Source organism: Colwellia sp. MT41, assembly GCF_001444365.1.
Lineage (GTDB): Bacteria > Pseudomonadota > Gammaproteobacteria > Enterobacterales > Alteromonadaceae > Colwellia > Colwellia marinimaniae.
This window is the reverse complement of sequence record NZ_CP013145.1, coordinates 680,582-693,312: the sequence shown is the minus strand read 5'-3', so window position 1 is coordinate 693,312 and position 12,731 is coordinate 680,582. Positions and strand designations below refer to the sequence as shown.

Here is a 12,731-nt window from a genome sequence, read left to right as displayed (position 1 = left end):
CCCTCCGTATCTACCCATTCTATAACTCCGGCGACACAGTAACTTTAACATTGCGGCTAAAGAGGCTGGCATTATACGAAAATGAGTTCAGTAAGCAACTAGTTTTCTCAGCATTATCACTGACTGTTGTTTATTTATGCTATTTAGACATTTACTTAGCTCAACAGCTCAGCAATTCATGAGGTTATGCCCTAACATAAAGCCAATTGCACCGATTGCCTGGCGTAACATCAATGCGGATGTTACTAGCCATTGTTCGGCCATGACTAGTCAGGAACAGTAAGTTTAAAGTCTTTTATGACTTCTTCTCGACCATTGACCTGAATGGCAATTTTATGAGCACCCGAATAATACTTGCGTGTGGTGATGGCCTTAATGGTGTGATGTTTGGTTAAGCTAATGCTCTCTTTGCTATTTAGTGTTATTTCTTTCAATTTAAATACTTTGGCTGATAATTTACCATTCGCTTTCATATGGTAAATAACAAAATCAATGGCCAGTTTTTGGCTACTGTTTGAGCTTGAAGTTAGCTGTACACTAAAAGATAAAACATCACCCAGTGTTAGCTCTGTATTTATTAGAGAAAACTTTTCTAGAATAACGTTAGGAAACTCAGTAAAGCCAAGCAATGGAAATACCTCGGGGTTGCCTGATTTAATTAAGCTGCGACAAGCGTGTTTAATTACCCATTGGGTCTTAGTGGAGGCGTCTTGTTGCCAACGTTTACACATATCAATAACAATATCAGGGTTATCTTTGGCAATATCGTTTAAGTGGTTGGCGACCGAGCGGCGCACATATTCACTGTCATCATCTTTTAATTGCTCTAATAACCATAAATTGGGGCTGGGATCCTGACAAAAACGCTGTAACCTTATGCCCCAAGGTAAACGAGGTCGTGTTCCTTCAGAGGCTAAGCGCCTGACATGGTAATCATCATCTGTTACCCACTGGCGTAAATATTTAGCCGATAAATCAGGGTACTTTTCAATCAGCGGCCTTATGGCAAATTCAGCCGAAAATAAGCTGGTTAGATAATGTAAACAGTCAAATGCCAGCTCGGGAAAGTCTAGGCCATATTTGGCGACAAAGTCGGTTACTGGCCAAGCGGCAAATGAACGTAGGGCATCATCAGGGTCGCCGTGATCCCAATGGGGTTTAAGTTGAGTTAAAATTTTATGGCAGGCGATAAAGTCTTGCGGCAAGTGCTTGGCTAATACCGCAATAAAATGGTTTACCCGCTGCTTTAATTCTAGGGCCGCTAAGCCCGAGTCAATTTGCGCTATAAATTGCTCGACATTAAATTCAGGATAAACCTGATTTATTGCCTGGGCAATTCGCTGTGCCGAGGCCGTATTTAAGCCGTCTTTCATTAACCTTTGTGCCGCCATGGTCCTCTAATACTCTTTTATATTTGATGTGCCTTGAAAAAAATATCCACTGCGCTATGCACTTGTTGTCTTATTTCATCATCGGTGATTACTGTGTTTGGTAACAATAAGGCCTGGGTATGTAATGGCCCTTTGGTCATTTCTATCAACATTTGCGCAGAAAAATGACAATCCTCTATGGTTAATACTTGCTGCTCAGTTAACCAGTACAAGTAATCGGCTAAAGGTAAAATCCCCATTATCCGCCCTCTTTGATTAATGACCTCACCCAACTCTGGAAATTTAACCACCTGTTGTACCACTAAGCGAAATAGCGACATCATTGTTGGTGATAACATGCCTTGGGCAAAGCGAAAACACACATCATTAAGCGCAGCTTTGGCTGACAATTCACGGTGAATATCGGTTAATGTATGGGCTTGTTTGTATACTTGCCTATTAACAACCGCGAGTAATAATCCTTGTTTATTACCAAATTCATTATAAATAGAACGACGCGAACCTCCAGTTTCATTGATGATCATTTCTAGAGAGGTTTCATCAAAACCGTGTTGGAAAAACAACTGCTCAGCCGCGTCCCGTATTAACAGGCCTCGATCACTTAAGGTTTCATTTTCTTCGCTAACAGGTTTTGCCATTATTTTTACCGTAAACATTAAATAGGGTTGACATTGGTACTACATAGTACCAAACTATTTCGGTACTGAGCAGTACCATTTGTCAATCTGCTGGCATTATCAAGCTAACCTACTGGGTTACAACAATACTTTTGATAATACTTTGAACAATATACTTTTGCCTATAATGCTATCAAGACAAGAGTGAATGAAGGAACAACCATGCGCACCATATCGCTACTTTTTATCGCCCTATTTCTCCTAGGGTGTAATGAACAAACTAAGCAAATTGAAACAGCCATTCGCCCCATTAAATGGACACAAGTAAGTCTTTCCACACTAGAACAAATACGGGTATTATCCGGTATTGTTGCTCCCGTTGAAGCCACTACACTTAGCTTTGAAGTTAGCGGTAAAATTGAGCAGGTTAACGTTAACTTGGGTGCACATGTCAGTAAAGGTCAGCCCTTAGCACATTTACATAAACGTAGTTTTAACTTAGAGCTGCAATCCGCTAAGGCAAAATATCAACAGTCAAAAGTGAGTTTAGCCGATGCTAAAAACACTTATGCTCGTTATCAAACCTTACTAAAACAGGGCGTTGTTTCACAATCAGGTTTTGATAATGCTAAAGCAAATTATGATGCCAATAATAGTGCCGTCGCTGTTGCACAGGCACAATTAGATATTGCCAATAAAAACCTACAAGACAGCATTTTACGTGCGCCTTATGATGGCATTATTACCCGACGATTATTTGAGCCGTCTCAGCAGATTACTTCCGGCCAATCGGTCTTCGAAATTGAAGGTAAACATGGCCTAGAAATTCAGATTATGGTGCCCGAAACCTTAATTCAAGAATTAACCCAAAATGCCATTTTACCAATAAGATTTCCGGTATTGCCTAATATCAAAATGAAGGGTCGTATCACCGAAATAGGTACCAGAGCAGAGTCTGCCAACGCCTTTCCAGTCACCGTAGTATTGCAAGGTAATAACCCTTTATTACGCGCCGGCATGACCGCTGAAGTAGAGTTTATTTTTGAGGGTATAGGCAGATCAGGACATAAAGGTCCTGTAATCAAGATACCACTTACCGCCATTAGCGCCGGACTAGAGCAAAAGGTTTTTGTCTTTGTCTATAACACCGATGAAAAAGTAGTTCATCGTATAGAAATAAAAACAGAAAACATCTTAAACAACCAAGTATATATCTCTGCTGGATTACAGTCGGGTGACATAATCGCCACAGCCGGAGTTGCCTTCCTTAGAGATGGCCAAAAAGTTAGCTTGCTAGACGCTAAAACTAAGCGATTTAACTAAGCCGAGCCTAAGGAATAATAATGAATTTAACCAAAATCGCCTTTAAGTATCGTAAAAGTGTTTTTTTACTGCTTGGTGTTATGTTAGTTAATGGTGTGTTTGCCTACTTCACCTTGCCTGCGCAAGAAGATCCCACTATCACCATACGTGAAGCTATTATCAGTACCTCTTTCCCCGGTATGTCTCCTGACAGAATTGAACAACTTATCACCAAAAAACTGGAAGAAGAGCTACGAAAAATCCCTGAAGTTGAGGAAATTAAATCAACCTCCACCATAGGTTTATCCATTATTCATGTCAAAGTTTATGACCGTTATTTTAACCTTGACGATATATGGCAAAACGTACGTAATAAAACCACGGCAGCCCATCAAAGAATGCCCTCAGGCACACATATTCCTCATGTTAATGATGAATTTGGTGATGTCTCGGTTATCACTCTAGCCTTAACCGCCGACGGTTTTAGCATGGGTGAAATGTATGATATTGCCCAACATATACGTGATAGTTTATATGGCGTGCCAGGCACTAAAAAAATTGAAATTCTTGGCCGTCAAGAAGAGCGAATTTTCCTAGAAGTGTCTAATGCCAAGTTAGCGCAACTGGGCATCTCGCCCAAGGCGTTAATAATGGAGCTGAAAAATCAAAATATTATTAGCTCAGGCGGGCAAATAGACACAGGAGCCATCAGTTTTATCGTAGAGCCTTCCGGTAACTTTGATAGCATAGTAGATATTGGCAATACCTATATCAACATCCCTAATAGCGAGAATTTTATCGCGCTAAAAGATATTGTCACCCTGCGCAGAGACTATATTGATCCCCCTGATAAACTTGCCTATTTTAATGGCCAACCGGCAATATTTTTTGCGATTTCAAAGTTACCCGAATTTAACTTATTAGAATTTGCCCCGCGAATGATGAAAAAATCGGATGAAGTAGCCAGCACCTTACCGGTAGGATATACCATCAATGTTGCCACTTACCAAGCCAAGCAGGTAGAGAAAACCATTAGAGGTGTATCGGTTAATGTATTGCAAACACTGGCGATTGTATTGGTAGTGGTTATTTTATTTTTAGGACTGCGAGTAGGACTTATTGTTGGCGCTATTGTGCCCTTTGTTATGCTTACTACACTCACCATAATGCAATTTGCCGATATGAAATTAGAGCGTATGAGCTTAGCGACTTTAATTATTTCCTTAGGTTTATTGGTAGACAACGGCATTGTTATCGCAGAAGATTTTAAGCGTCGTATCGAAAAAGGCATTGCCCGTTATGATGCTATGTTACAAGGCAGTCAAGAATTAGCCATTCCCCTACTGAGTTCATCTGTCACCACAATTTTATTTTTCTTACCCCTAATGCTGGCTGAGCATGTTGCTGGTGAATATACCCGCTCTATTTCTTTGGTGATCTTAATTACCTTATTAACCAGCTGGATATTAGCCTTATGTGTCACGCCATTATTATGTTATTTTTTCATTAAGCCACCAAAAAAATCTGATGGTAAGGCTTTACTGACCAACAATAAAGATGCTATTTCCGGAAAATTTTATCGCTACTACGAAATGTTTTTACATTGGTTATTAAGACATAAAGCACTGTTTATCAGCGCTATGCTGATGTTATTTGTTATTTCTATAATAGCCATGGGCTCGGTTTCAAAGCAGTTTTTCCCCGACTCTGATCGTACACAAATTATTATCAATATCGACTTACCTAATGGCACGTCTTCAAAAGAAACTAACCGCCAGATGAAAGAGATATTCTCATGGTTAGATAACAAAACACGTTTTGCCTTTATCGACAGCTACTCTGGTTATGTTGGTTTTAGTGGTCCACGTTTCGTGATGTCATTAGCGCCGGAAGACCCTGCGAAAAATAAAGGTTTTATTGTACTCAATGTAAAAGATGAAACCGATATTTCCGCTAAGGTTCTCATGTTAGGCCGTGATATAGAGCATGACTTCCCTAATGTATCGGCTCGGGTAAGTAAGATGTTTTTAGGGCCATCAGATTCCAATACCATTAAGATTCAGGTAAAGGGCCCAGACAAAAATGTCATCTATAGAAAAGCCCAACAGATCATGGATGTACTCCATGACACACCAAACACCATAGATATCAGAACCGACTGGGAAAACCTGATTGTTAAAATTGATGTGAAAATTGATCAACACAGAGCAAAACGCTCAGGACTCACTTCATCTGAAATAGCGCAAGCACTGGAAACCTATTTTTCCGGTACACAAATCACTGAGTACCGTGAAGGTGATGAAATTATTCCAGTGATCCTCAGAGCCGAGCAAGCTGAACGAGAAAACTTAGACCGGTTAAGGACCCTCACCATCTATTCTGAAAAAACAGGAAAAAGTGTACCGTTATTTCAAGTGGCTGAACTGGCACCCAATAATCAATTTTCTATTATTCAACATGAAGATTTATTTAGAACCGTGAGTATTCAAGCTCGAAATACAGAGATGGCAGCAGAAGACTTAAAATCGCTAATCGATGCTAGAATTCAAGCGCTAAAACTCGACTTACCGGTTAACCATATTATTGAATATGATGGGGTAATTAAAGACTCTCGAGAGGCTCAAAAGGCCTTAGGGGCAAGTATGCCGATAGTATTAGGACTTGTTTTGATGTTGCTAGTGGCACAATTTAATTCTTTTAGACAAGCAGCAGTGATCACCCTTACCATTCCATTAGCGTTTATTGGTGCAGTATTAGGTTTATTTCTGATGCAGGCACCCTTTGGCTTTATGGTTACCCTAGGGCTGTACAGCCTAGCCGGTATCATTATTAATAACGCCATAGTATTGATTGATAGAATTCAAATAGAAACCGCGGCAGGTAAGTCTGACTATCAGGCTGTGATTGATGCCTGTTTAACTAGGTTACGCCCCATAGCAATGACCACTATCACTACCGTGATGGGATTATTGCCGTTAATTATCGGTAAAGATCCCTTGTTTTACGGTATGGCAAATGTGATTGCGTTTGGCTTAGGCATAGGTACCATTTTAACCTTAGCGGTAGTACCAGCACTGTATTGTGGCTTTTATAAAATTAAGGCGACTCAGCCAAGTTCAGCCTAAATCGCCTTGCTTGCTAAGGAATTAGCAAGCAAAATACTATACCAACAAAAAAGCCACCTTCTTTGACCAGGAATACCTGACAAAAAAAGTGGCTTTTTAATTAAGTCGTTCGCTATCTAAAACTTACTTTTTAGCAGGCTTTTTCAACATTGTAAGCTGTTTTGGCAACAGCGTTTTTCTATTGACATAAACTAAGGTCATAGCTAAAACAAATAACCAGATACTAATGGGAGTAAGTATTTGCGTCTTCTTTACTTGACTGAGCTGAGCTGCAACTTGACCATTTACCGCAGAGGTGATTTCGCCACCACTATTCATCACTTTACCTAGGGAAACCAATTCCCCGGCACGAGTAGGTTGCTCTTGGACAGTTTTAGTAACATTGAGGCTAGCATTATCAATTTTACTAACATTGCCAGCTATAACGATGTCTCCGCCAACGGCCACACGGCTTAGAGTGTCAGCGTCTGCTCGGGTAACGCCGATTTGCTCGGCTAATGTTGGCACGGTTATAAGTACGGCAACAATAAATGCACTTCCAGATAAAAATTTACTACTCATGCTAGCCCTTTTCTTTGATAGCTACTTTCTATGATTGTATGTTTGTATCTGTCGCTAAATGGCAACAGCTATAGTTTGCGCAGATTATATACTAATCAAGTAGCGGCCGACATCAATGTGAGCAGAGTCGTATATAACTAAAACGCATAAGACAACCAATTAGTAATACTATATTTACAAAATGTCCGAGCTTAGTTGCTTTTATTACTCATTAATTAACTAGGCCAGTACTTGCTCCTTGACGTTTAATACAATGACACCACAGATAAACCTAGCGGGTTGAATACTTCCCGACTCTACCCTAGCTCATAGGGATACTCAATTAAGATAAATTTTGTTAAACTACAAAAATTATTTTTCGCTGTTTAAATTTGCAATAACTTAATATATAGAAGGTTCAATGACTGATACCACACCTGTAATTTTTCCTCGCGCTGGCTTTAGACGTCGCTTCGGCTCATGGGTCTATGACTTTCTTATCGCTTTTGCTGTTTATATGGCAGCTGGAGCCTTTAGTTTTTTATTAATGTTTATTGGGCATCATTTTGGCTTATTTGATATGCAAGGCCAACAACATTTTTCCGATACCATAGCCAATACGGCTTGGTTAAAGTGGCCTAATGAATTATGGAAAATGGCTTGGGTCAGTTTTTTCTTTGTTTATTTCTGGAGTAAGAGTGGCCAAACATTAGGGATGAAAGCATGGCGTTTACGCGTACAAAACCTTGATGGTTCACTGTTAAGTATAAACACTGGCATTAAACGACTAGTACCAACGTTATTCGGTTTAGGTACTATTTTGGTTGCTTTTGATAGAAAAAACAAACTGAGCTTACAAGATAGATTAACTAACACAGAAGTTGTGGTGTTATCGCTAGAGGCTAACCGAGGTCGTTTATAACAGCTTAGCGGGGCTTTTCCTTTAACCTAACTAGTCTAAGGTAAGTTATCTTTATCGACATTTTCGCTATTAACCCTAATTGATTAACCGGTTAATAGCGAAAAATTAAGCGCTGAGCTGTTAGCTGGGTTTCTTACTGATAAAGTACCAAGCAGCGCTAATGAAGAGCAAACTCGGCATCGTTGCCCCCAGTATTGGCGGAAGTTGATAGACCAAACTCATCGAGCCCAATACTTCATTACTAATGAAAAATAGAATACCGGTAAAAACCCCCATCATAATGCGCGCCCCCATAGAAACTGAGCGAAGCGGACCAAAAACAAACGACAGTGCCACCAGCAGCATTACCGCTACCGTCAATGGTTGCATTAGTTTTCGCCAAAAAGCGAGTTCATAGCGGCTAGTGTCTTGTTCATTAGCCTCTAAATAATCTAAATAATCAATCAAACCTCGTAAAGAAAGTGACTCGGGAGTAACGGTCACCACCCCTAGCTTTTTCGGTGTTAACGACGATTTCCAAACTTTTTGACTGTAGTTCTTCGTAATAATTTCATCTTCAAGCAATATAAACTCCTCAACATCCGAGAGCAGCCAAGCATCATTTTGATAAATGGCACTTTTAGCCGCAATCCAACTATCAATTCTTAATTGCTCATTAAAACCATATATTTGAATATTTTTTAATCGACCTTTATCCAGTACTTCACCTATATTGACGAAGTAATCACCGTCTTTTGCCCAGACACCATTTTTAGCTGAAATTAAACTGCCGCCAGAAATAGCTTGTGCACGAATTTCTCGGGCTTTAGCTTCACCACTTGGCGCTAACCACTCGCCAATAGCCATACTAACAATAATCAATAAAATGGCTGTTTTCATTACTGACTTAATAATATCTAACTTTGATAAACCTGCTGCTTGCATCACCACCAGCTCACTATTACTGGCTAACATGCCCATGCCAATTAAGCCGCCAATAAGCGCTGACATAGGAAAAAACACTTCCACATCACGTGGTACCATATGAAGTACATATAAGGCGGCGTGGGCAAGATCGTAATCACCACGTCCGATAGCGCGCATTTGTTCGACAAATTTAATGATGCCACTGACGCTAATAAATACGGCTAAGGTAGTAAAAGTAGTAGAAGCTATGATGCGTCCAATATATAAATCAAGAATACGCATTAATTACCCTTACCTTGTTCGACAAATTTAATGATGCCACTGACGCTAATAAATACGGCTAAGGGAATAAAAATAGTAGCAGCACTATTATGAGTAAAACGTCCAATATATAAAGCAAGAATACGCATTAATTACCCTTACCTTGTTCGACAAATTTAATGATGCCACTGACGCTAATAAATACGGCTAAGGGAATAAAAATAGTAGCAGCACTATTATGAGTAAAACGTCCAATATATAAAGCAAGAATACGCATTAATTACCCTTACCTTGTTCGACAAATTTAATGATGCCACTGACGCTAATAAATACGGCTAAGGGAATAAAAATAGTAGCAGCACTATTATGAGTAAAACGTCCAATATATAAAGCAAGAATACGCATTAATTACCCTTACCTTGTTCGACAAATTTAATGATGCCACTGACGCTAATAAATACGGCTAAGGGAATAAAAATAGTAGCAGCACTATTATGAGTAAAACGTCCAATATATAAAGCAAGAATACGCATTAATTACCCTTACCTTGTTCGACAAATTTAATGATGCCACTGACGCTAATAAATACGGCTAGGGGAATAAAAATAGTAGCAGCGCTATTATGAGTAAAACGACCAATATATAAAGCAAGAATACGCATTAATTACCCTTACCTTGACTGCTTTTAGCTTTAGTTTTACGTTTAAAGCTAGGTAGTTTAAAGCTAGGTAGTTTTGCTTTGATAATTCGCCCAGTACTACGCTCCTTCATTAACAGCATTATACCGATAAATAAGGCACTGATATGTACTGGCCATAAGCCAATAACACTAGGAATGGCATTTTTTTCTATGGCTGAACGCATTGACGTTAACAATAATAAATATCCTAAAAATAACATTAAAGCGGGCAGCAACTTACCAAATTTACCCTGCCTAGGGTTGACTACACTTAATGGCACGGCAATAAAAATGAGAATGATACAAATTAAAGGAAAAGACATTCGCCATTGAATAGTAGCGCGGTAAGCTGACTCTAACTCTGGGTTATCATTGTTATATAACTCCAGCGTGGTTAACGCACTTAACTTACGATGTTGATGTTCAACTTCTTGATCTTTAATTTGAATATAGTATTTGTCGAAGGCCACTGACTGGAATTCACCGCTATCAGCATCTCTGTGATAACGAATACCATCACCTAGTACTAGCTGTTGTGAGCCCGATTCATCTTCATATACTCGGCCTGTTCTAGCGTACACTAAACTTGAATTGATAATGCTTGCGCCACTATGCTCACCCTTGGGTAACTGGGCGACAAAAACTTTATTAAAGCTATTGGTCTCTCGATCTTTATCATGAATAAATACCACGGCATCTTGATTACCCGTTTGCTGAAAACGTCCTGAAACTAGGGCACTTAAGCCAGAGTCGGCGGCAAGTTGTTCCTTTACTTGATATTGATATTCAGAGGCCAGGGGCGCAAGGTATAAAGTGAAAATACCGGTAACAATGGCGGTAATAACTGCCAGTACTAACGTCACTCGAACGACATACCACTCGCTGACACCACAGGCGTGTAACACTGTCATTTCACTGTCCGCATAAATCCGGCCATAAGCAAGTAACACCCCTAAAAATAAGCTTAGTGGCAGAATAAAACCAGCAAGGTCGGGGATTTTCAAAGCGATAAAAGTCATCACTAGTTGCCCTGGTATACTGCCTTCTGACGCATCACCGAGCACACGGACAAATTTTTGACTGATAAAAATAGTCATTAACACAAAAAATACTGCTAATTGTGTTTTGGCGACTTCTTTTAATAAATAACGAAAAATGATCACAAAAAGATCCCGTAAAAACTTAGTTTTTTTCTGACATATTGGCAAATATTGAGTAAACTTGTCGTTTTCATAAGTAAACTATATAGTCAGTGAGTAACTAATATTGATGAGTGCGACTATAATTATAGCCCTTAGCGATATCAATTGAATAGACAAGAGTGCTATTTTTTACTTATTTTAGCAAGTTAAGCTAAATAATTACCCTATAAAATTGTAAAAGGAAAAGTCATGGAGTTCAGTGTAAAAAGCGGCAGTCCCGAAAAACAACGTAGCGCTTGTATTGTTGTTGGTGTTTTTGAGCCACGCAGACTTAGCGGTACCGCAGAGCAGCTTGATGAAATAAGTGAAGGCTACATTAGCAACCTTTTACGTAAGGGTGATTTAGAAGGTAAAGCAGGACAGATGTTATTATTACATCATGTGCCTAATATCTTAAGTGAACGGGTGTTATTAGTTGGCTGTGGTAAAGAACGCGAGCTTGATGAACGTCAATATCGTCAAATAATTACCAAAACAATTAATACCTTAAATGAAACAGGTTCTATGGAAGCGGTATGTTTCCTATCCGAGTTACATGTTAAAGGCCGTGATATTTACTGGAAAGTACGTCAAGCAGTAGAAGCAGCCCAAGATGCCTTATACAGCTTTGATAGTTTAAAAACTCGCATTGCCGAGCCACGACGCCCTTTACGTAAAATTGTTTTTAATGTGCCAACTCGCCGTGAACTGCCTATTGGCGAACGTGCCGTTACCCATGCATTAGCCATTGCTGAAGGTATTACTACCTGTAAAAATGTTGCTAACATGCCACCAAACATTTGTAATCCAGCTTATCTGGCTGAGCAAGCGAAGATTCTTGATACTGATTATGACAAGATAACCACCACCATTGTTGACGAAAAAGAAATGGAAGAACTTGGTATGGGCTCATACCTTGCCGTTGGTCGTGGTTCAGCGAATGAATCATTGATGAGTATTATTAAATATGATGGCGCAAAGGATGACTCGAAACCATTAGTTTTAATCGGTAAAGGTTTAACCTTTGACAGTGGCGGTATTTCATTAAAGCCAGGCCTTGGCATGGATGAAATGAAATATGATATGGGTGGTGCTGCCAGTGTATTGGGTGCTATGCATGCATTAGCCGAGCTTAACCTACCAATCAATGTTATCGGTATTTTAGCCGGCTGTGAAAACATGCCAAGCAGTAACGCTTACCGCCCAGGTGATATATTAACCACTATGTCGGGTCAAACGGTTGAAGTATTGAATACCGACGCCGAAGGCCGCTTAGTATTATGCGACGCGCTTACCTATGTTGAGCGTTTTGACCCTGATATAGTAATTGATGTGGCTACCTTAACCGGTGCTTGTGTTGTTGCACTTGGTGCACACGCTACTGCCTTATTCACTAGTCATAACCCGCTTGCCCATGAGCTTTTAAATGCTTCAGAGCAAAGTGGTGACAGAGCATGGCGCATGCCGTTATGGGATGATTATCAAGATCAACTTGATAGCCCATTTGCTGACTTTACCAATCTAGGTGGCAAAGAGGCTGGCGCTATTACCGCCGCTTGTTTCTTATCAAAATTCACTAAAAAATATAACTGGGCACATCTAGATATTGCTGGCACCGCATGGCGCAGTGGTAAAAACAAAGGTGCAACAGGTCGCCCGGTAAGCATGTTAACGCAATTTTTGCTTAACCGTGCTGGTCAAGAACAAGGCGAGTAATTGTAGCAGGGAATTTATTCCAGATTGTCACGCTCATACACAAGTATGAGCTTAATCGCGGTTAAAGCCACTACTACAAATTAACTTAGGC

At 39.8% G+C, this 12,731-nt stretch carries 14 protein-coding genes; 4 read left to right on the top strand and 10 right to left on the bottom strand.

Annotated features, from left to right (window positions below; translation table 11 throughout):
* Positions 1 to 266: 266 nt before the first annotated feature.
* Positions 267 to 1,391: a DNA alkylation repair protein gene (locus CMT41_RS02965; RefSeq protein WP_058026306.1), complete on the bottom strand. Its 1,125-nt coding sequence runs from the start codon at positions 1,389 to 1,391 to the stop codon at positions 267 to 269.
* A gap of 17 nt (positions 1,392 to 1,408) precedes the next feature.
* Complete coding sequence (locus CMT41_RS02960) at positions 1,409 to 2,029, bottom strand: TetR/AcrR family transcriptional regulator (RefSeq protein ID WP_057179683.1); 621 nt, start codon at positions 2,027 to 2,029, stop codon at positions 1,409 to 1,411.
* Between the two features lie 201 nt (positions 2,030 to 2,230).
* Here CMT41_RS02960 and CMT41_RS02955 point away from each other — a divergent pair, with 201 nt between their 5' ends.
* Positions 2,231 to 3,331 (top strand): efflux RND transporter periplasmic adaptor subunit, encoded by a 1,101-nt coding sequence (locus tag CMT41_RS02955; RefSeq protein WP_058026305.1) that lies wholly within the window; start codon positions 2,231 to 2,233, stop codon positions 3,329 to 3,331.
* 20 nt (positions 3,332 to 3,351) lie between these two features.
* The gene (locus tag CMT41_RS02950) at positions 3,352 to 6,435 is read left to right on the top strand and encodes an efflux RND transporter permease subunit (RefSeq protein WP_058026304.1); all 3,084 of its coding nucleotides are present in this window, start codon (positions 3,352 to 3,354) and stop codon (positions 6,433 to 6,435) included.
* Between the two features lie 123 nt (positions 6,436 to 6,558).
* On the opposite strand, the gene CMT41_RS02945 is transcribed toward CMT41_RS02950, so the two are convergent.
* A complete protein-coding gene (locus CMT41_RS02945) occupies positions 6,559 to 6,996 on the bottom strand; it encodes a hypothetical protein (RefSeq protein ID WP_058026303.1) in 438 nt (145 codons plus the stop codon).
* A 400-nt stretch (positions 6,997 to 7,396) separates the two neighbouring features.
* Between CMT41_RS02945 and CMT41_RS02940 the strand changes: the two genes are divergently transcribed.
* On the top strand, positions 7,397 to 7,897 hold the full coding sequence (locus CMT41_RS02940) for an RDD family protein (RefSeq protein WP_057179679.1): 501 nt from the start codon (positions 7,397 to 7,399) through the stop codon (positions 7,895 to 7,897).
* A 120-nt stretch (positions 7,898 to 8,017) separates the two neighbouring features.
* On the opposite strand, the gene lptG is transcribed toward CMT41_RS02940, so the two are convergent.
* From lptG to lptF, 7 genes are read right to left on the bottom strand one after another with little or no spacing between them, the layout of a single operon-like run.
* On the bottom strand, positions 8,018 to 9,085 hold the full coding sequence (gene lptG / locus CMT41_RS02935; RefSeq protein ID WP_058026302.1) for an LPS export ABC transporter permease LptG: 1,068 nt from the start codon (positions 9,083 to 9,085) through the stop codon (positions 8,018 to 8,020).
* Positions 9,085 to 9,213 (bottom strand): hypothetical protein, encoded by a 129-nt coding sequence (locus CMT41_RS19695; RefSeq protein WP_257721032.1) that lies wholly within the window; start codon positions 9,211 to 9,213, stop codon positions 9,085 to 9,087. The genes lptG and CMT41_RS19695 overlap by 1 nt, the downstream gene beginning before the upstream one ends.
* Complete coding sequence (locus tag CMT41_RS19690; protein ID WP_257721032.1) at positions 9,213 to 9,341, bottom strand: hypothetical protein; 129 nt, start codon at positions 9,339 to 9,341, stop codon at positions 9,213 to 9,215. Before CMT41_RS19690 ends, CMT41_RS19695 begins: the two co-directional genes overlap by 1 nt.
* Positions 9,341 to 9,469, bottom strand: coding sequence for a hypothetical protein (locus CMT41_RS19685; protein WP_257721032.1), 129 nt, complete (start codon positions 9,467 to 9,469; stop codon positions 9,341 to 9,343). Before CMT41_RS19685 ends, CMT41_RS19690 begins: the two co-directional genes overlap by 1 nt.
* Positions 9,469 to 9,597, bottom strand: coding sequence for a hypothetical protein (locus tag CMT41_RS19680; protein WP_257721032.1), 129 nt, complete (start codon positions 9,595 to 9,597; stop codon positions 9,469 to 9,471). Before CMT41_RS19680 ends, CMT41_RS19685 begins: the two co-directional genes overlap by 1 nt.
* Positions 9,597 to 9,725, bottom strand: a complete 129-nt coding sequence (locus CMT41_RS19675) for a hypothetical protein (RefSeq protein WP_257721032.1) — start codon at positions 9,723 to 9,725, stop codon at positions 9,597 to 9,599. The genes CMT41_RS19680 and CMT41_RS19675 overlap by 1 nt, the downstream gene beginning before the upstream one ends.
* Positions 9,725 to 10,906, bottom strand: coding sequence for an LPS export ABC transporter permease LptF (lptF, locus tag CMT41_RS02930; RefSeq protein ID WP_058026301.1), 1,182 nt, complete (start codon positions 10,904 to 10,906; stop codon positions 9,725 to 9,727). The genes CMT41_RS19675 and lptF overlap by 1 nt, the downstream gene beginning before the upstream one ends.
* 228 nt (positions 10,907 to 11,134) lie before the next feature.
* Between lptF and pepA the strand changes: the two genes are divergently transcribed.
* Positions 11,135 to 12,640 (top strand): leucyl aminopeptidase, encoded by a 1,506-nt coding sequence (pepA, locus tag CMT41_RS02925; RefSeq protein WP_057179676.1) that lies wholly within the window; start codon positions 11,135 to 11,137, stop codon positions 12,638 to 12,640.
* Positions 12,641 to 12,731 lie beyond the last annotated feature (91 nt).

Coding starts and splice junctions, on each gene's coding strand:
- CMT41_RS02940 (WP_057179679.1), top strand. CDS start 7,397: ATGACTGATACCACACCTGTAATTTTTCCTCGCGCTGGCTTTAGACGT.
- CMT41_RS19675 (WP_257721032.1), bottom strand. CDS start 9,725: ATGCGTATTCTTGCTTTATATATTGGTCGTTTTACTCATAATAGCGCT.
- CMT41_RS02955 (WP_058026305.1), top strand. CDS start 2,231: ATGCGCACCATATCGCTACTTTTTATCGCCCTATTTCTCCTAGGGTGT.
- pepA (WP_057179676.1), top strand. CDS start 11,135: ATGGAGTTCAGTGTAAAAAGCGGCAGTCCCGAAAAACAACGTAGCGCT.
- CMT41_RS02965 (WP_058026306.1), bottom strand. CDS start 1,391: ATGGCGGCACAAAGGTTAATGAAAGACGGCTTAAATACGGCCTCGGCA.
- CMT41_RS19695 (WP_257721032.1), bottom strand. CDS start 9,213: ATGCGTATTCTTGCTTTATATATTGGACGTTTTACTCATAATAGTGCT.
- lptG (WP_058026302.1), bottom strand. CDS start 9,085: ATGCGTATTCTTGATTTATATATTGGACGCATCATAGCTTCTACTACT.
- CMT41_RS19680 (WP_257721032.1), bottom strand. CDS start 9,597: ATGCGTATTCTTGCTTTATATATTGGACGTTTTACTCATAATAGTGCT.
- CMT41_RS02945 (WP_058026303.1), bottom strand. CDS start 6,996: ATGAGTAGTAAATTTTTATCTGGAAGTGCATTTATTGTTGCCGTACTT.
- CMT41_RS02960 (WP_057179683.1), bottom strand. CDS start 2,029: ATGGCAAAACCTGTTAGCGAAGAAAATGAAACCTTAAGTGATCGAGGC.
- CMT41_RS19690 (WP_257721032.1), bottom strand. CDS start 9,341: ATGCGTATTCTTGCTTTATATATTGGACGTTTTACTCATAATAGTGCT.
- CMT41_RS19685 (WP_257721032.1), bottom strand. CDS start 9,469: ATGCGTATTCTTGCTTTATATATTGGACGTTTTACTCATAATAGTGCT.
- CMT41_RS02950 (WP_058026304.1), top strand. CDS start 3,352: ATGAATTTAACCAAAATCGCCTTTAAGTATCGTAAAAGTGTTTTTTTA.